The organism is Herbaspirillum sp. YR522 (assembly GCF_000282575.1).
Classification (GTDB): Bacteria; Pseudomonadota; Gammaproteobacteria; order Burkholderiales; family Burkholderiaceae_D; genus Herbaspirillum.
Window position 1 is genome coordinate 1 of the sequence record NZ_AKJA01000066.1, and the last position, 18,923, is coordinate 18,923.

Here is an 18,923-nt window from a genome sequence, read left to right on the forward strand (position 1 = left end):
AAAAAAAAGCCGATCGGCTCGTTCCTGTTCTCGGGACCGACCGGGGTGGGCAAGACCGAAGTGGCCAAGCAACTGGCGTTCATCCTCGGCATCGAGCTGGTCCGTTTCGACATGTCCGAGTACATGGAGCGCCACGCGGTGAGCCGCCTGATCGGTGCGCCGCCGGGTTACGTCGGGTTCGACCAGGGTGGCCTGCTGACCGAGGCCGTCAACAAGAAGCCGCATTCGGTACTGCTGCTCGATGAAATCGAGAAGGCGCATCCGGATATCTTCAACATCCTGCTGCAGGTGATGGACCATGGCACGCTGACCGACAACAACGGCCGCAAGACGGACTTCCGCAACGTGATCATCATCATGACCACCAATGCGGGCGCCGAGGCGTTGCAAAAGCGTACCATCGGCTTTACCGAGAAGAAGGAAGCCGGCGACGAGATGGTCGACATCAAGCGTATGTTCACGCCTGAGTTCCGCAACCGTCTCGATTCGATCATCAGCTTCCGCGCGCTGGACGAGGAAATCATCCTGCGCGTGGTCGACAAGTTCCTGATGCAGCTCGAAGAGCAATTGCACGAGAAGAAGGTCGACGCGGTGTTCTCGGAAAGCCTGCGCAAGTTCCTGTCGAAGAAGGGTTTCGATCCACTGATGGGCGCGCGTCCGATGTCGCGCCTGATCCAGGACATGATCCGCAAGGCGCTGGCCGACGAACTGCTGTTCGGTCGCCTGGTCAGCGGTGGTCGCGTGACCGTCGAGATGGACGACAAGGAGCAGGTCAGGCTGGAGTTCCCGGAAGGGGACGACTCGGCCCCGCCGGAAGAACCGCAGGAAAAGCTGGAAGTGGAATAAGTCCTGCCACTGCAAGCGTGAAAAAGCCGGAACCTTGGTTCCGGCTTTTTTTTGTCCTGCCGTTGCAATGCCGTGTCAGCGCCGCGCAGCACCGATATCGATGAACCGGACCGGCCGTCCTGATCATGCGCGGCCGGAGTGGTGGCGAACGCCTCGGCGGCAAGGCGCCCGCGATCAGGGTACCAGTGGCTTGCCGGCTTCCTGCTTGGCCTTCACGATCTGCGTCACCTTGTCGATCATCGTCAGGCGATAGGCCGTCGACGGATGCAGTGCCGTATAGCCGTTGGGCACGCTGGCAGGGTATTGGTCTGCCAGTCGCTTCCAGAACGCCGGCACGTTGTCGATGCCGTAGCCGGCGCGTGCCAGCAGGTACAGCGACAGCGTATCGGCGGCGGCATCGAGGTCCTGCGGATAGACCCGGATCCCGGCCGTGCCGGCCGTCGTGGTCGGGTCGGGATGCGGCAGCAGCAGGTTGTCGATCACTTCGGCGGTGGTCGAGACCATGCGCTGGCGAATCGCGTGGCCAAGGATGTTGTGCGCCATGTCCTTGGCGATCAGGTAGGCCAGCTCTTCATCGGTCTGCGTGAACTTGAGCATGCCGCGCGTGATCAGCACCCGGCGGCCGTCGGCGTAGGTGTTGACGTTTTCGGCATTGCCCAGCTCGATGCTGAAGGCGCAGGCATAGGTCAGCGGCACGTTCTGCGTGCGCTGCTGGCTGCCCCGTTGGACCGTCAGGGCAATCGGTGCCTTCTTCACCACCAGCGGACTCAACAGCACGGCGGCCTGGCGCTCGGCATCGGTACCCTGCGGCATGGGCTTGCCGGCCAGCGCCAGCAACAGGTCGCCACGCTGGATGCCGGCCTGTTCGGCGCCGCTGCCCGGCAGCACGCCGGTGACCTGCAGGCGGTCGTCATAGCCCAGGCTGCGCGCCGTCTCGGCGTATTCGATGGGGAACGAGTAGCGGTTCTTGGCGGTGAAGCCCAGCAGGTTGCGCGCGTTGCCACGGCACAGCTGGGCGTTGCTGGTCAGCAGCGGTGCGGCGACCCGATACAGGCGGTCCTGTTGTTCGATCAACTCACGCAGGGCCTTCTGCTGGGGATTGTCGGTCGGCTTGGCCACTGGCGTCGCCACCGGGACGGGTGGGGTGGCGGCGGTAGGCGCCACCACGCTGGGTTCTTGCGTCGCGCAGGCCGCCAGGGCCAGTAGCGGCGCGCTGACTGCGAGTGTTCTGATCTTCTGCCATGCGGGCAGGAGCGGGTCGAGCATGCGGTTCTCCATCAATGTTTGCCTGTGCTGCCTGGCCTTGGGTGCCGCCGTCGCGATCGTTTCATTGCAGCCGATCAGGGTTGCCTCGATCGGCTCGACCGGGTGCCGGCGGGGCAGGCGTGTCAACCGGGTTAGGACAGACTCTGCCGTGCCACGGTTCCATGTTGAAAGCTTCAACCGGGCTGGCGATCCGTGCCTTCCCGACGGGCAAACAATTTCTGTTAATAGGGGATCAGGACTTTCCGGTGCTGCCGAAACCGCCGACACCACGACCGGTCTCGGTCGAGAATTCGTCCACCATGTGCAGGGCGACCTGGATCACCGGCTGGAACATCAACTGGGCGATACGCTCGCCGGGCGTGATTTCGTAGGGCTCCGTGCCGTCGTTGGCCAGGATCACGCCAATTTCGCCGTGGTAATCGGCATCGATGACGCCGATGCCCTGCGCCACGCGCACGCCGTGCTTGAGCGACAGGCCCGAGCGCGAGGCGACGATGGCGACCAGGCCCGGGTCCATCATGTTGATGGCGATGCCGGTCTTGACCAGGGTGCGGCCGCCAGGGGCCAATGTGATGGCTTGCTCGATGCACGCGCGCAGATCGAGGGCCGCGGAGCCCTCGGTGGCATAAGAAGGCAATTCGATCTTATCGCCCAGTAACGGGTTGACTACGCGGGTTTCAATTCTTCTGAACATCTTTCATCCTTGGCTATTTTTGGATTCTTGTTATAGCAATCACAAACCGGCGCGCTGCGCCGGTGGGGGATTTTATCAAGATAGCGCGGGGGGCAGGTGAAACCGATTGTCACCGACAGCTTCGGCTTTTCCGAACGCCGGCGCGCGGCCATCGCCATCGTGCCCGGTGGGCGTCGGGCAAATACCAGCGGCCATCGCTCGCCACCGACCGTCGACGCGGCGCAGATTTTTCACCCATCGGGCGCGCCGGCCCGGTCACAATGGGGATTCGGTCCGAACCCAGGAAAAAGCCAACATGGTACGCCGCGCCACGCCCCAGCCATCATCCGGTCCCAGCCCAGCCAGGCTGGCAGAGATCCTGTTGTGGGTCACGCCTGCCATCTGGTCGTCCAACTACATCATCGCGCGGGCGGCAGCCGGCGTGGTGCCGCCCAACACGTTGGCATTCGGGCGCTGGCTCATTGCGTTGCTGTTGATGGTGCCGCTGGTGTGGCGCGCCCGCGCGGCGCTGCTGGTCCATGGCCGGCGCGAGTGGAAGCAACTGTTCGCCTTCGGCGCGCTCGGCACCTGGATCTGCGGCTCGTTTCCCTATATCGCCGGGCAGACCACCAGCGCCACCAACATCGCGCTCATCTATGCCGCAGCACCGGTGGGCATCACGCTGGTCGGCAGTCGGCTGTCCGGGCAGGGGCAATCGTTGCGGCAGCGCGCGGGCATGGTGCTGGCAGTGCTCGGATTGCTGTTCATCATTTCCAAGGGCAGCCTGGAGGTACTGCTGGGCATCCGTTTCGTGGCCGGCGACCTGTGGATCGTCGCGGCCACGGCGGCCTGGATCGCCTTCACGCTGCTGCAGCAATGGTGCAAGAGCAGCCTGACGCCGGTGCAGCGGCTATTTGGCAGCACCGCAGCAGGCCTGTTGATCCTGCTGCCGATGACCGGATACGAAGTGGCGACGGCACCGGCGCACTGGTTCACGCTACAGGCCTTCATGCTGATGCTGGTGGCCGGCATGGTGCCGGGCCTGATGGCCTACCTGGCCTATACCTTCATGGTCGCCCAGCTGGGCGCCACGCGCACGGCGCTGTTGCTCTACCTGTGCCCGATCTATGCAGCACTGGCGGCATGGGGGATCCTGGGCGAGGCGCCGCAATGGTTCCATGGTGTCGGGGCAGCATTGGTGCTGCCGGCCATCTACCTGTCGTTGGCGCGGCGCGCGATCTCGCGCACCAGCTGACGCGCCAGGGTCAGCTTGTCGGCGCGCGGCAATTCGCTATGCCCATGCCGGTCGAACAGCATCAATGCGTTGTCGTCGCGGCCGAAGGTCTGCGGCCCCAGGTTGCCGACCAGCAGCGGGATGTCCTTGCGCTGTCGCTTGGCCGCGCCATGTTGCTCGAGCTGTTCCGATTCGGCCGCAAAGCCGACGCAGAATGGCCGTTGCGGCAGTGCTGCCACGGTCGCCAGGATGTCCGGGTTCTGCGCAAACGCCAGCTGCGGCATGTCGCCGTCGGCATTCTTCTTGATCTTGTGCTCGCTGGCATTGGCCACGCGCCAGTCGGCCACCGCCGCCACCGCCACGAACACGTCCTGGCCGCTCACGTTGGCCAGCACCGCATCGAGCATCTGCTGCGCGGTCTGCACGTCGATGCGGCGTACGCCATGAGGCGCCGCCAGCGCGGTCGGGCCGGACACCAGCAGCACCTCGGCGCCCGCTTCGCGCAGCGCCCGCGCCAGCGCATAACCCATCTTTCCCGAGGACAGGTTGGTGATGCCGCGCACCGGGTCGATCGGCTCGAACGTGGGGCCGGCGGTCAGCAGCACGCGGCGACCGGCCATCAGCTTGGGCTGGAACGAGGCGATGATCTCGGCCAGCAGTTGTTCGGGTTCCAGCATCCGACCCAGGCCCACCTCGCCACACGCCTGCTCGCCCGAGTCGGGGCCCAGCAGCAGGATGCCGTCCTGGCGGATCTGCGCCACGTTGCGTTGGGTCGCCCGGTTCTGCCACATCTCGACATTCATCGCCGGCGCCACCATCAATGGCACCCGCGCCGGGCGCGCCACGCATAGCGTCGAGAGCAGGTCGTCGCACACGCCGTGGGCCAGCTTGGCAATGAAATTGGTGGAGCAGGGCACGATGACGATGGCATCGGCGTCGCGGGTGAGATCGATGTGCGGCATGTTGTTGGCCATGCGCGCGTCCCACTGGTCGGTATAGACCGTGTTGCCGGTCAGCGCCTGCATGGTCACGGCAGTGATGAAGCGGGTCGCCGCCTCGGTCATCACCACTTGCACCGACGCCCCCGCGCGGCCCAGTGCGCGCGCCAGTTCGGCAGCCTTGTAGCAGGCCACGCCGCCGGTCAGGCCAAGTACGATTTTCTTGCCAGCCAGATCCATGATTGCTCCCTCGCCTGCACGCGCTGCGCAGTGTTGTCGGACTTACTTCTTCGATACCCGTCGCAGTTCGTCCACCACGAACAATACCGCACCTATGCAGATCGCACTATCGGCCACATTGAATGCCGGCCAGTGCCAATTGCCCACATAGACATCGAGGAAATCGATCACGTGGCCGTACACCACGCGGTCGATCACATTGCCGATGGCGCCGCCCAGGATCAGCGCCAGCGCCCAGCAGAACATGCGTTGCCCGGGATGGCGGCGCAGCAGGTGGACGATGAACACAGCCGCACCGATGCCGATGGCGGTAAACAGGTAACGCTGCCAACCGCCGCTGGCAGCCAGGAAGCTGAAGGCAGCGCCCTTGTTATAGACCAGCACCAGGTTGAAAAAGCCGGTGACCGGCACCGACTGGCCGTAGTGGAACAGCTTGAGGATGGTGATCTTGGTCAACTGGTCCAGCAGCAGCACGATGGTGGCGACGCCGATCCAGGGCAAGAGACCCTGGCTGGAGGTGGTGGAGGCCGGGGTAGAACGCTTTTTGGTTGCCATGAGAGTTATTGTTTAAGGCTGGGTGCTCCCGGCAGCGGGCCGGGAGCGATCCGGAGTGGGGCTCAGGCGAAGCGGCGTTGCTCGCCCTGGCCGAACAGGTTGGAGTAGCACCGACCGCACAGGCCCGGATGCTCGGCATGAGACCCGACGTCGGCACGATAGTGCCAGCAGCGTTCGCATTTCTGTTCGGTCGATGGCGTCACGACCACGCTTTCGTCCTCGGCACTGTCGACCGCCGTGACGCTGGCGGCCGAGGTGATCAGCACGAACTTGAGGTCCTCACCCAGGCTTTGCAGCAGCGCCGCCTTGTCGCCGGCCACCTTCAGTTCGACCTCGGCCTGCAGCGACGAACCGATGCCACCGGCAATGCGTACTTCTTCCAGTTGCTTGGTGACGGCAGCGCGCACTTCGTGCAGCACCGCGAACTTGGCCAGCAAGGCTTCGGCGTCGGCCACTTCGGGCACCACGTGATAGGTCTGGCTGAAGATGGTGTCGTCGCTTTGCGCCAGCGCCTCGGGCGAGGCAAAGAAACGCCAGGCTTCCTCGGCGGTGAACGACAGGATCGGCGCCATCAGGCGCAGCAGCGCCTGGGTGATGTGCCATACGGCAGTCTGTGCCGAACGGCGCGCCGGCGACGTCACGCCGCTGGTATAGAGACGATCCTTGAGGATATCGAGGTAGAAGCCGCCCAGGTCTTCCGAGCAATACATCTGCAGCTTGGCCACCACCGGGTGGAACTCGTAAGCCTCGAAATGGGCCAGCACCTCGGCCTGCAGGCGGGCCACGTTGGCCAGCGCATAGCGGTCGATCTCCAGCAGCTCGGCCACCGGCACGGCGTCCTTGGCAGGATCGAAGTCGGAGGTGTTGGCCAGCAGGAAGCGCAGCGTATTGCGGATGCGGCGATACGATTCGGTGACCCGCTTGAGGATCTCGTCGGAGATCGAGATCTCGCCCGAGTAGTCGCTGGAGGCGATCCACAGGCGCAGGATTTCCGCGCCCAGCGAGTCGGCCACCTTCTGCGGCTCGACCCCGTTCTTGAGCGACTTGGACATCTTGCGGCCTTCGCCGTCGACCACGAAACCGTGCGTCAGCAGGGCCTTGTAGGGCGCCACGCCATTGAGCATGGACGAGGTCAGCAGCGACGAATGGAACCAGCCGCGGTGCTGGTCCGAGCCTTCCAGGTACAGGTCGGCCGGGAACTGCAACTGCTGCTTGTGCGATCCGCGCAGCACGGTCTGGTGGGTGCTGCCCGAATCGAACCAGACGTCCAGCGTGTCGCGGTTCTTGAGGTAGTGCTCGGCCTCGTCGCCCAGCAGCTCGCGCGGTTCCAGCGCCTGCCAGGCCTCGATGCCACCCTGTTCGATGCGCTGGGCGACCTGTTCGATCAGCTCCGGCGTGCGCGGGTGCAGTTCACCGGTTTCCTTGTGCACGAAGAAAGCCATCGGCACCCCCCATTGGCGCTGGCGCGACAGGGTCCAGTCGGGACGGTTGGCGATCATGCCGTGCAGGCGCGCCTTGCCCCAGGCGGGGTAGAAGGCGGTGGCCTCGATGCCCTGCAAGGCCGTCTGGCGCAGGCTCAGTTCGCCATCCTTGGGCGTGTTGTCCATGCTGGCGAACCACTGCGAGGTGGCGCGATAGATGATCGGTGTCTTGTGCCGCCAGCAGTGCATGTAGCTGTGGTCGAACATGACCAGCTTGAACAGCGCGCCGACTTCGTCGAGCTTGGCGCAGATCGGCTTGGAGGCTTCCCAGATGGTCAGGCCGGCAAACAGCGGCAAGGTCGACGCATAGCGGCCGTCGCCCATGACCGGGTTGATGAAGTCGTCGTCCTTCATGCCGTGCGCCTTGCACGAGATGAAGTCCTCGATACCGTAGGCTGGCGCCGAGTGGACGATGCCGGTGCCGCTGTCGGCGGTCACGTAGTCGCCCAGGAAGACAGGCGACAGGCGGTCGTAGCCGGCGTCGGCCTTGGCCAATGGATGGTGGAAACGGATCAGCGACAGCGCCTCGCCCTTGGCCGTGGCGATCACCCGGCCTTCCAGGCCGTAGCGTTGCAGGCAGGCCTGGACCAGGTCCTGAGCCAGGATCAGCAGCATCGGCTCGCCATTGCGGGAGGTCTCCACCAGCGCATAGTCGAACTCGGGGTGGACATTGAGCGCCTGGTTGGACGGGATGGTCCAGGGGGTGGTGGTCCAGATCACGATGTAGCCGTGGCGGGTCGGCAGGTCGGCCAGGCCGAAGGCGGTCGCCAGCTTGTCGTGTTCGGCGAAGGGGAAGCCGACGTCGATGGCCGGGTCGCGCTTGTCCTGGTATTCGACCTCGGCCTCGGCCAGCGCCGAGCCGCAGTCGAAGCACCAGTTCACCGGCTTGAGGCCGCGATAGACATAGCCCTTTTCCAGGATCTTGCCGAGCGCGCGCAGCTCGTCGGCTTCATTGGAGAAGTTCATGGTCTTGTACGGGTTGTCCCATTCGCCCAGGACGCCCAGGCGGATGAAGTCGCGGCGCTGCAGGTTGATCTGCTCTTCGGCATAGGCACGCGCCTTTGCCTGCACCTCGGCCACCGGCAGGTTCTTGCCGTACTTCTTTTCGATCTGGATCTCGATGGGCATGCCGTGGCAATCCCAGCCCGGCACGTATTGGGCATCGAAGCCGGCCATGTTGCGGGCCTTGACGATCATGTCCTTGAGGATCTTGTTGACGGCATGGCCCAGGTGGATCTCGCCATTGGCGTAGGGTGGGCCGTCATGCAGGATGAACTTGGGGCGACCGGCACTGGCGCGGCGGATGCGCTGGTAGAGCTTCTGCTCCTGCCATTGCTTGACCCACTGCGGCTCGCGCTTGGCCAGGTCGCCGCGCATCGGGAAATCGGTTTCGGTCATGTTGACCGGGTACTTCGAAGGTGTCTTGCCTGGCTTGTCCTGCTTGCCCGGCTTGACCGGCGATTCATTGTTCGACATGAGGTTTCTCGTAAGGAATGCTGTTAATTCTGGGGCCGCTGCACGGCGCGGCAGGAAGACGGGGTGCTGGACGGCAGGGCTGGATGCCACCGCCGGCCAGCGTCAAATTCGGTCGGTCGCCGAAATGGCAAAGCCGCCGTTCTGGGCGAAATAGGTGCGCGCCTGGTCGGCATCGCGCGCAATGGCGTCGGTCAGCGTGGGCAGGTCGACGTATTTTTCTTCGTCACGCAATTTCTTCAGGAATTCGACGCGCAGCAGCTTGCCGTAGCAATCGCCCTGGAAGTCCAGCAGGTGGGTCTCCAGCAGCACCCGGCCGCTGTCATCGACGGTCGGCCGCACGCCCAGGCTGGCCACCGCCGGCAGCGGCCGCGGACCCAGCCCGTGGACCTGCACCACGAAGATGCCCGACAGCGCCGGACGCTTGTGGCCGACCCGCATGTTGAGGGTGGGAAAACCGATGGTGCGGCCCAGTTTCTTGCCATGCACCACATGGCCGGTGATGGCATAGGAGTGGCCCAGCAGCTGGCGCGCCAGCTGCAGGTCGCCGGCCGCCAGCGCCGCGCGCACCGCAGACGACGAAATACGCACCCCGGCGTTGGTCACGGTGGGCATCGAATGCACCTCGAAGCCGTGTTGGCGTCCGGCCTCGATCAGGGTTTGCAGGTTGCCGGCGCGACGCGCGCCAAAGCAGAAGTCGTCGCCGACCATCAGCCAGCGCACATGCAGGCCCTGTACCAGGATCTTTTCGATGAAGTCCTGCGGCGAGAGTGCCGCGAAGTGGCTGCCGAAATGCTCGACGATGACCCGGTCGATGCCGGAGTCGGTCAGCGATTGCAGCTTGTCGCGCAGGTTGGCGATGCGGGCCGGGGCGATCTCGGGCTTGCCCAGCAGTTGCGCGAAGAATTCGCGCGGATGGGGCTCGAACGTCATCACTGCGGCGTCCAGCCCGAGCCGGCCCGCAGCCTCGCGCACCCGCGCCAAGAGCGCCTGGTGGCCAAGATGCACGCCGTCGAAGTTGCCGATCGTCAGCGCGCAGGGCGCACGCGATTCGGCGTTGGGGAGTCCGCGAAATACCTTCATCTAGACAGGGGAAAGTGACGCTGTTGCAAAAGCCCTCCATTATAAATGTTTTCGGGGGCTTGCCCTTGTTTGCGGCCGCGCTTGGCATAAACCAGCGTTTTCGTCGATTTCCGCAAGGAAATATTGTCGACCGGACAATGCTGCTCGAGCCGGCTGGGCCATGCCGCAGCGCGTCTCTAATATAGAGACGCCAGCTACATCTCGCCCCAGATCGCGTTCAATGCCGCCAGCGCCGCCAGGCCGGCCGTTTCGGTGCGCAGCACACGCGGCCCCATCGACAGCATCAGCGCCCCCTGGGCGCAGGCCAGTTGTTCTTCCTCGTCGTTGAAGCCGCCCTCGGGGCCGACCAGCACCGTCACCGCCTGCGGCGGATGATGCCGCGCCCAGGCCGACAGCGGCTGTTGGCCACGGGGCGACAAGAGGATGCGCCGATGCAGGTCGCTCTGGCCGATCCAGCGCCTGAAATCGGCCAGCGGCGCCAGGTGCGGCAGCCGGTTGCGCCCGCTCTGCTCGGCGGCGGCTTGCACGATACCATCCCAATGCGCCTGTTTCTTGTCGGCACGCTCGCCAGACAGTCGCACCACGCAACGCTGCGACGCCAGCGGCTGGATGGCGGTCACGCCCAGCTCGACCGCCTTTTCGACGATCCAGTCCATCTTGCTGCCTTCGGGCAACGCCTGCGCCAGCACCAAGGCGTAGGGCAGTTCGGCCTCGCGCGGCGAAAACGTCTTGACCTCGACCTGCGCGCGTCGTTTCTCGATGCTGGTCAAGGTGGCAACATATTCGCCGCCTTCGCCATTGAACAGCGTGACGTGCTCGCCCGGTTGCAGGCGCAACACATGGACGTGGTGGGCCACATGCTCGGGCAGCGGCAGGGTGGCGCCGATGGCAAGCGGCTGGGGGCAGAAGAAGCGGGGCATGGCGGACGATCCTGATGGTGAACCTGAATTCTAATGCTTTGCAAGCCTGGTCGGCCCGTTAGTCAATGGTGCGCGGCGCACTCTGTTAAAATACAGGCCCGCGCGACCCCGCGAACAGGGGCCGATTGCAGCATCGGAGCCAGCCTCAGCAGTGCGTTTGGCTCCCCGAACCAGGTTTTTGGCGCCTGCGGGCGTACCCAGCAACTCTTTGACACCGACATGATTTCCACTCTCCCCACCGACAAGATGGCCAACGCGATCCGCGCGCTGGCGATGGACGCTGTACAAAAAGCTAATTCTGGACACCCGGGCATGCCGATGGGGATGGCAGAAATCGCCGTGGCCTTGTGGGCCAAGCACTATCGCCACAACCCGGCCAATCCGCAATGGGCCAACCGCGACCGTTTCGTGCTGTCCAACGGCCATGGTTCGATGCTGCAATATGCACTGCTGCACCTGACCGGCTACGACCTGTCGATGGACGATATCAAGGCGTTCCGCCAATTGCACTCCAAGACTGCCGGCCATCCCGAAGTGCACATCACGCCGGGCGTCGAGACCACCACCGGCCCGCTGGGCCAGGGCATCACCAATGCGGTCGGCATGGCGCTGGCCGAAAAGCTGCTGGCGGCCGAATTCAACAAGCCCGACCTGGCCGTGGTCGACCACCACACCTACGCCTTCGTCGGCGACGGCTGCCTGATGGAAGGCATTTCGCACGAGGCCTGTTCGCTGGCCGGCGTGCTCAAGCTGTCCAAGCTGATCGTGCTGTATGACGACAACGGCATTTCCATCGACGGTCATGTCGAGGGCTGGTTCAAGGACGATACCCCCAAGCGCTTCGAGTCGTATGGCTGGAACGTCATCGGCGGCGTCGACGGTCACAACGTCGAGGCCGTGAGCGCGGCGATCCACCAGGCACGCCTGGCCGACAAGCCGACCCTGATCTGCTGCCGCACCGTCATCGGCAAGGGTTCGCCCAACCTGGCCGGCACCGACAAGGTCCACGGCGCCGCCCTGGGCGACAAGGAAATCGCCGCCGTACGCCAGGCCCTGGCCTGGGACGCGGCACCGTTCGAGATCCCGGGCGACGTCTACAGCGCCTGGGACGCCAAGGCCGCCGGCGCCGACTTCGAGGCCGCCTGGCAGGAACTGTTCAACGCCTACGCCGCCAAGTACCCGACCGAAGCCGGCGAGCTGCAACGCCGCCTCAAGGGTGAATTGCCAGCCGCGTTCGACCAGACCGTCGCCGCCTTCATCAACTCGACCATCGACAAGCAAGAGAACATCGCCACCCGCAAGGCCAGCCAGAATGCCATCGGCGCCTATGCACAGGTGCTGCCGGAGTTCCTGGGCGGTTCGGCCGACCTGACCGGTTCCAACTTGACCAACTGGAAGGAATCGATCCCGGTGCGCGCCGACCAGGCCGGCAACCACATCAACTACGGTGTGCGCGAATTCGGCATGAGCGCCATCATGAACGGTATCGCCCTGCACGGCGGCTACCTGCCGTTCGGCGCCACCTTCCTGACCTTTTCGGACTACAGCCGCAATGCCTTGCGCATGGCCGCACTGATGAAATTGCGCGCGCTGTTCGTATTTACCCACGATTCGATCGGCCTGGGCGAGGACGGCCCCACCCACCAGTCGGTGGAACACGTCTCCAGCCTGCGCCTGATCCCCAACCTGGATAACTGGCGTCCATGCGACACCACCGAGTCGGCCGTGGCATGGGCCGAGGCGATCCGTCGCGACGACGGCCCCAGCACGCTGATCTTCTCGCGCCAGAACCTGCCGTTCCAGCCGCGCAGCGACGCCCAGGTCAAGGACATCGCCCGCGGTGGCTATGTGCTGCGCGACGCGGCCGAGGCCAAGGTGATCCTGATGGCCACCGGCTCCGAGATCGAACTGGCAGTCAAGGCTGCCGATGCCCTCACCGCCGAAGGCATCGCCGTGCGCGTGGTGTCGATGCCGTCGACCGATGTATTCGATCGCCAGGATCGCGCCTACCAGGCAAGCGTGCTGACCCGCGGCGTGCCACGGGTGGCCATCGAAGCCGGCGTGACCTCGTTCTGGTACAAGTATGTCGGTCTGGAAGGTGCCGTGGTCGGCATCGATACCTTCGGCGAATCGGCGCCGGCCGGCGTGCTGTTCAAGCACTTCGGGTTCACCGTCGACAACGTCGTGGCCAAGGCCAAAGAAGTACTGGCCTGATCGGTGGCGATGACTTCACAAGACCAGCCGGCCGCGCAGATCGCGATTCGTCGTGCCCGTATCGGCGACGCCGCATCGATCGCCGGCGTACGCATCGACAGCTGGCGCGCCAGCTATCGCGGCCTGGTGCCCGACAGCTATCTCGATAGCCTGCAGCCCGAGCAGAGCGTCAAGTTGTGGCAGCAGGTGCTGGGGGCGTCGTCCGACGCCGCCTGCACCTTCGTGGCCGAGGCCGAGGGCGAGATCATCGGCTTTGCCTCGGGCATGACGCTGGCCGACAGCCGCTTCGGCTGCGATGCCGAGCTGACCGCGATCTGCGTGCTGCCCGATGAGCAGCGGCGCGGCCTGGGCAGGAAACTGCTGGCCCATGTGGCGGCCACCCTGATCGGCGCCGGCGCCACCGGCCTGATGGCCTGGGTGCTGGCCAAGAACGACGGCGCGCGGGAATTTTTTGGCGCGCTGGGCGCCGAACAGTTATTCGAACAGACATTCACCTGGGATGACGGCAGCGAGATCGACGAGGTCGGTTTCGTCTGGCGCCAGATCAAGGCCTGAGGCAACAAGAACGAGAAAGCCCAGGTCGGAGCGCTCCCGGACGGACCGATTTGCATTGATTTTTTTTAATACCTTAAGGAGAACAGCATGGCGATTCGCGTGGCAATCAACGGTTATGGCCGCATCGGCCGCAATATCCTGCGCGCCCATTACGAAGGCGGCAAGAAACACGACATCGAGATCGTGGCCATCAATGACCTGGGCGACCCCAAGACCAACGCCCACCTGACCCAGTACGATACTGCCCACGGCAAGTTCCCCGGCACGGTGAGCGTGGACGGCGACTCGATCGTGGTCAACGGCGATCGCATCAAGGTGCTGGCGCAGCGCAACCCGGCCGAGCTGCCATGGGGCGAGCTGGGCGTGGACGTGGTGCTGGAGTGCACCGGCTTCTTCACCACCAAGGAAAAGGCCAGTGCCCACATCAAGGGCGGCGCCAAGAAAGTCATCATCTCGGCACCTGGCGGCAAGGATGTCGACGCCACTGTGGTGTTCGGCGTCAACGACGGCGTGCTCAAGGGCAGCGACACCGTGATCTCGAACGCTTCGTGCACCACCAACTGCCTGGCACCGCTGGTGAAGCCCCTAAACGACAAGATCGGCCTCGAAAACGGCCTGATGACTACCGTTCACGCCTATACCAACGACCAGGTCCTGACCGATGTCTATCACGAAGACCTGCGCCGCGCCCGTTCGGCCACGCAATCGATGATCCCGACCAAGACCGGCGCTGCCGCCGCGGTGGGCCTGGTGCTGCCGGAGCTGAACGGCAAGCTCGACGGTTTCGCCATCCGCGTGCCGACCATCAACGTGTCGATCGTCGACTTGTCGTTCATCGCTTCGCGCGATACCACCGTCGATGAAGTCAACTCGATCCTGAAGGCCGCTTCGGAATCGGGCCCGCTCAAGGGTATCCTGACCTACAACACCGATCCACTGGTGTCGGTCGACTTCAACCACAATCCGGCATCGTCCAACTTCGACGCCACCCTGACCAAGGTTTCCGGCCGTCTGGTCAAGGTTTCGTCCTGGTACGACAACGAGTGGGGTTTCTCCAACCGCATGCTCGACACCACGGTAGCCCTGGCCAACGCCAAGTAAGCCGTCCCGATACCGCCTGCCGGCTCCCGTTGGCAGCGGTATTGGCAATTTCCGGGTTGATTCGGCTTCTTTTCATCGGATGCAAGAGCTTGCACTCCGGTGAAAATACGACATCAGCCTGCAAAAGATTGAGAGGCTGTTGCAGGCGTATGTCTGCAATGGCCTTTCGTCCGTTTGCAGTATTGCAATTCAAGAGCAACCCGATCCACGAGGCACGTAATGTCAGCATCGTCATTTCAAGCGCATCGCCTGGCCGCCAGGCTGGTCCTGGCCGGCGCGGTCACCCTGTCGCTGTCCGCCTGCGATTACATCGGCAGTTTTTCCAAGCCCAAGCAGACCCCTGAAGAAGCCAAGGCCGAAGGCGTGGCGCTGGGTGCCGGTTGCCGCCAGGCGGGGCAGTCGCTGGAAGACTGCTACACCCGCAATCCCGAGGCATTGAAGGCGGGTATCTTCTCCGGCTGGAAGGACATGCACGAGTACATGGCGGCCAAGAACATCCAGAACTCGGCGCCGCCTGCGCCGCCCACGCCGGCGCCCGACGCCAAGGATGGCAAGGACAGCAAGGACGGCGCCGCCCGCGACAGCAGCCGCGCCCGTGACCGCGAACGTGACAGCAGCCGTTCGCGCGAGCGTGAAAGCTCGTCCTCGCGTGACTCGTCCTCTTCGCGCGATAGTACCCGCGCCAGCCGCGACGACAAGCCCACGCCCAAGTATTGACCTGGCCAGGCGCGGCGCTTGCCGGACTTGCCCTGCGCCAACCAGCCCGGTAACATCCGGGTCCGACGCCCCGCACGCGGGGCATTTTTGTTGCGCGCCGGCGGGGGGCATTGCCGCGCGGCCAGACCCTTTCCGGACCAATGAAACCACAATCGACGCCGCTGCCGCCGCACGTACCCGAAACCGCCTTTGGCATCTGGTTCCTGCGTACCCCGACCTGGACCCAGCACGTCCTGGAGCGCGCCTTCAAGGATCTCGAACCCCTGATCCCGGCACGCCGCGCCAGTTATCCCGTGGTGGCCGATGTCGGGTGCGGTTGGGGCCGCTCGCTCAAGAAACTGCATGACCGCTTTGCCCCGCAGCGCCTGATCGGCATGGACATCGATGCCGGCATGATCGCGGCTTCGCGTGCCGAGGTACAAGCCGCAGGCATCCGGGCCGAATTCATCCAGTGTTCCAGTTCGCAGATCACGCTCGAGGACGATAGCGTCGACCTGCTGTTCTGCCACCAGACCTTTCATCACCTGATCGAGCAGGAACAGGCGATCGCCGAGTTCTACCGGGTGCTCAAGCCGGGCGGGGTATTGCTGTTTGCCGAGTCGACCAAGCGCTATATCCATTCGTGGATCATCCGCTTGCTGTTCCGTCATCCGATGGATGTTCAGAAGACCGCCGAACAATACCTGGCGCTGGTGCGCAGCGCCGGCCTTACGGTGGCCCCGGAATCGGTGTCCTATCCGTTCCTGTGGTGGAGTCGGGAAGACCTGGGCCTGATGGAACGGGTGTTCGGAATCAAGCCGCCAGCGGTACGCGAGGAGACGCTGATCAACCTGGTCGCGGTCAAGCCACCCCGCTGAAGGGCGACCCTGTCGTGCCCGCAGCTACTGCCCGAAGACCTGCTGCCACAACTCGATCACACAGGCGCGTTCGTGTTCCACCCGTATGCCGTCGATATGGGCGCGCTCCGAACCCTGCAGCCTGATCTGGTGCTGCAACCTGCGGAAGATACGGTAGGCGTTGGCGGCCTCGGCGGCCATGGTGGCCTCGATCAGGCCCAGTTGCGCGGCCAGCTTGAGCAGTGCGATGTTGCCGATGTCGCCGGTCAGCTGGGGATACTGGTGGGCATGGCGCAGCACCAGGTATTGCACCATGAACTCGATGTCGATCATGCCGCCCTCATCGTGCTTGAGGTCGAACAGGGCGCTGCGGTTGGGATGCGCCTCGCGCATGCGGCGTCGCATCGACAGAACCTCTTCTTCCAGCCGCGCCGCATCCCGCGGCTGGCGCAGCACGCGCTCGCGCAGCGCTTCGAAGCGTTCGCCGATGGCGGCGTCGCCGGCGCAGAAGCGGGCGCGCGTCAAGGCCTGGTGCTCCCAGATCCAGGCCGAATTGAGCTGGTATTTCTCGAACGAGGCCAACGACGACACCAGCAAGCCGCTGGCGCCGTCCGGGCGTAGCGCCACGTCGATGTCGAACAGGGTGCCGGCCGGCGTGTGGCTGGTCATCCAGGTGATGAAGCGTTGCGCCAGCTTGGCGTAGTGGGCCGGCGCTTCCTGGTCGTCATCGTCATACAGGAACACCAGGTCCAGGTCGGACACATACCCCAGTTCCTTGCCCCCCAGCTTGCCGTAGGCGACCACGGCGAAGCGCGGCACCTCGCGGTGGCGCTGGGCGATGGTCTGCCAGACCGCCTTGATGGTGACATCGACCAGGATATCGGCCAGCGCCGAGAGCTCGTCGGCCAGCTTCTCGACCGACCAGTCGCCTTCCAGGTCCTGCGCCAGCAGGCGGAACAGCTCGGTATGGTGCAATTCGCGCAGGATGTCCATCTGGCGCTCGGTGTCGCCCGGCGCGGTATCGAGTTGGCGCTGGCAATGGGCGGCGAAGGCAACCCAGTCAGACGCGGCCTTGAGATTGCGGTCGTCCAGCAGCTCATCGAGCAGGATAGGGTGCTGGGTCAGGTAGGTGGCGGCCCAGCCACTGGCGCCGATCATGCGCACCAGTCGCTTGAGGGCGTGCGGATATTCGGTCAGCAGGGCCAGGTAGGCGGCGCGGCGGGCGATGGCATCGAGGAAGTCGAGCAGGCGCGTGAAGGCCGCGAGGTGATCGTAGTGCAGCGCCGACACCAGGGGCAGGGCGGCATTGATGACGGTATTGAGGCGCAGGCGGCTCTGCTCGGGCAGGCTCTGCATGCGCGGCGATTGCCACAGCAGCACCAGGCGCTTGGCCGCCTCGCCGATCTCGGCGGCGGGAAACCCCACCAGTTGCAACGCATCGCCGATGGCCTCGACGCCATCGGTGTCCGACAGGCCCGGCGCTTCGTCATCGCTCTCGCCCCCCTGGCGATCGTTGAAGATGGCGTCGAACTGGCGCGCCACCACGCGCCGGTGCGCCTCGAGTGCCTGCAGCAGGGCGGCGCTGTCGGCCAGGCCCATCATCTGCGCCACCAGCAGCAGGTCGTCCGGATTGACCGGCAGCGTGTGGGTCTGGGCATCTTCCACGTATTGCAGGCGATGCTCGAGGTCGCGCAGGAAGGTATAGGCGGCCAGCAGTTGCGCCACCACGTCCGGCGCCAGCAGCTCCTTGTCGGCCAGGGTGCGCAGCGTGGCGCGGGTGGAGCGGTCGCGCAGTTCCGGGTCGCGTCCGCCGCGGATCAGCTGGAACACCTGGCTGGCGAATTCGATCTCGCGGATGCCGCCGCGCCCCAGCTTGACGTTGTTGCTGCGGTCCGGATGCAGCGCCTCCTGGCGCTTGACCTCGGCCCGGATCTGCGCGTGCATCGAACGCAGGGCGTCGATCGACCCGTAGTCGAGGTAGCGGCGGAAGATGAACGGATGGCTGATCGCTTCCAGGGCCGCGATGTCCTCGGCCTGGCCGGTCAGCGCGCGGGCCTTGGTCCAGGCATAGCGTTCCCACTCCCGCCCCTGGCGGATCAGGTATTCCTCGACCATGTTGAAGCCGGCCACCAGCGGACCGGAGTTGCCGTTGGGACGCAATGCCATGTCGACCCGGAACGTGAAGCCGTCTTCGGTGATCTCGGCCAGTGCGCCGATCAGCTTCTTGCCCAGGCGTACGAAGAACTCATGGTTGGACAGCGATTTCTGGCCGCTCCCGGCACGGGTGTCGCCGTCCTCGGGATAGACGAAGATCAGGTCGATGTCGGACGAGACGTTGAGCTCGCCGCCGCCCAGCTTGCCCATGCCCAGCACGATCATGTGCTGCACCCGGCCGGATTCTTCCCCGATGGGTTCGCCATGGATCGCACACTGCTCGGTCATCAGTGCCTGCAGGTGGGTCTGCACGGCGAAGTCGGCGAAGGCGGTCATGGTCGCCACTACCTCGGCCAGGTCGGCGCGGCCGCCGAGGTCGCGTTCGATCAGGGTACAGACCACCAGGTTGCGCAACCGGCGCATCGCGCCGTTGAGGCCCAGGCCGGCGTCCAGGTCGGCCCGTATCCGGGCCTCGAAGTCGGCGCGCACCAGTGGCGCGCCCGCCACATGCGCCACCAGCGCCGCGCGGCTGTCGTCGGCCTGGGTCCAGCGGGTGAAATAGCGTGAGCTCTGGGCGCTGACGAGGGAACGGGGCGTATGGGTCATCGAAGTGGGCCGAGCAACATGTGTAAAAGAA

The 18,923-nt window shown here is 64.8% G+C and carries 15 protein-coding genes; 7 read left to right on the plus strand and 8 right to left on the minus strand.

Annotated elements, in window-relative coordinates:
• A partial coding sequence (locus tag PMI40_RS10735; RefSeq protein WP_008115068.1) for an AAA family ATPase occupies positions 1-846 on the plus strand: 846 nt, incomplete at its 5' end.
• 174 nt (positions 847-1,020) lie between these two features.
• Here PMI40_RS10735 and PMI40_RS10740 read toward each other — a convergent pair.
• Positions 1,021-2,112, minus strand: coding sequence for a M48 family metallopeptidase (locus PMI40_RS10740; RefSeq protein WP_008115072.1), 1,092 nt, complete (start codon positions 2,110-2,112; stop codon positions 1,021-1,023).
• Positions 2,113-2,344: 232 nt separating this feature from the next.
• Positions 2,345-2,806 (minus strand): dUTP diphosphatase, encoded by a 462-nt coding sequence (dut, locus tag PMI40_RS10745; RefSeq protein WP_008115073.1) that lies wholly within the window; start codon positions 2,804-2,806, stop codon positions 2,345-2,347.
• 295 nt (positions 2,807-3,101) lie between these two features.
• Here dut and PMI40_RS10750 point away from each other — a divergent pair, with 295 nt between their 5' ends.
• Positions 3,102-4,040, plus strand: coding sequence for a DMT family transporter (locus PMI40_RS10750; protein ID WP_008115075.1), 939 nt, complete (start codon positions 3,102-3,104; stop codon positions 4,038-4,040).
• Here PMI40_RS10750 and coaBC read toward each other — a convergent pair.
• The 5 genes from coaBC to PMI40_RS10775 form a co-directional block, all read right to left on the minus strand.
• On the minus strand, positions 3,998-5,197 hold the full coding sequence (coaBC, locus tag PMI40_RS10755; protein WP_008115077.1) for a bifunctional phosphopantothenoylcysteine decarboxylase/phosphopantothenate--cysteine ligase CoaBC: 1,200 nt from the start codon (positions 5,195-5,197) through the stop codon (positions 3,998-4,000). The two genes, PMI40_RS10750 and coaBC, sit on opposite strands and share 43 nt — an antisense overlap.
• 42 nt (positions 5,198-5,239) lie before the next feature.
• Positions 5,240-5,752, minus strand: coding sequence for a signal peptidase II (lspA, locus tag PMI40_RS10760; protein ID WP_008115079.1), 513 nt, complete (start codon positions 5,750-5,752; stop codon positions 5,240-5,242).
• 62 nt (positions 5,753-5,814) lie between these two features.
• On the minus strand, positions 5,815-8,709 hold the full coding sequence (ileS, locus tag PMI40_RS10765; protein ID WP_008115080.1) for an isoleucine--tRNA ligase: 2,895 nt from the start codon (positions 8,707-8,709) through the stop codon (positions 5,815-5,817).
• Positions 8,710-8,811: 102 nt separating this feature from the next.
• Positions 8,812-9,789 (minus strand): bifunctional riboflavin kinase/FAD synthetase, encoded by a 978-nt coding sequence (locus PMI40_RS10770; RefSeq protein ID WP_008115081.1) that lies wholly within the window; start codon positions 9,787-9,789, stop codon positions 8,812-8,814.
• A gap of 194 nt (positions 9,790-9,983) precedes the next feature.
• Positions 9,984-10,709 carry a 16S rRNA (uracil(1498)-N(3))-methyltransferase gene (locus PMI40_RS10775; RefSeq protein ID WP_008115082.1) on the minus strand — a complete coding sequence of 242 codons (726 nt, stop codon included), beginning with the start codon at positions 10,707-10,709 and terminating at the stop codon, positions 9,984-9,986.
• 219 nt (positions 10,710-10,928) lie between these two features.
• On the opposite strand from PMI40_RS10775, the gene tkt reads away from it, so the two are divergent.
• From tkt to PMI40_RS10800, 5 genes are all read left to right on the plus strand, one after another.
• Complete coding sequence (gene tkt / locus PMI40_RS10780; protein WP_008115083.1) at positions 10,929-12,923, plus strand: transketolase; 1,995 nt, start codon at positions 10,929-10,931, stop codon at positions 12,921-12,923.
• Between the two features lie 9 nt (positions 12,924-12,932).
• Positions 12,933-13,478, plus strand: coding sequence for a GNAT family N-acetyltransferase (locus PMI40_RS10785; protein ID WP_008115084.1), 546 nt, complete (start codon positions 12,933-12,935; stop codon positions 13,476-13,478).
• Positions 13,479-13,565: 87 nt separating this feature from the next.
• The gene (gap, locus tag PMI40_RS10790; protein ID WP_008115085.1) at positions 13,566-14,579 is read left to right on the plus strand and encodes a type I glyceraldehyde-3-phosphate dehydrogenase; all 1,014 of its coding nucleotides are present in this window, start codon (positions 13,566-13,568) and stop codon (positions 14,577-14,579) included.
• A 219-nt stretch (positions 14,580-14,798) separates the two neighbouring features.
• Positions 14,799-15,296 carry a hypothetical protein gene (locus PMI40_RS10795; protein WP_008115086.1) on the plus strand — a complete coding sequence of 166 codons (498 nt, stop codon included), beginning with the start codon at positions 14,799-14,801 and terminating at the stop codon, positions 15,294-15,296.
• Between the two features lie 140 nt (positions 15,297-15,436).
• A complete protein-coding gene (locus PMI40_RS10800) occupies positions 15,437-16,153 on the plus strand; it encodes a class I SAM-dependent methyltransferase (RefSeq protein ID WP_008115087.1) in 717 nt (238 codons plus the stop codon).
• Positions 16,154-16,177: 24 nt separating this feature from the next.
• Here PMI40_RS10800 and glnE read toward each other — a convergent pair whose 3' ends face one another.
• On the minus strand, positions 16,178-18,892 hold the full coding sequence (gene glnE, locus PMI40_RS10805; RefSeq protein WP_008115088.1) for a bifunctional [glutamate--ammonia ligase]-adenylyl-L-tyrosine phosphorylase/[glutamate--ammonia-ligase] adenylyltransferase: 2,715 nt from the start codon (positions 18,890-18,892) through the stop codon (positions 16,178-16,180).
• Between the last annotated feature and the right edge of the window lie 31 nt (positions 18,893-18,923).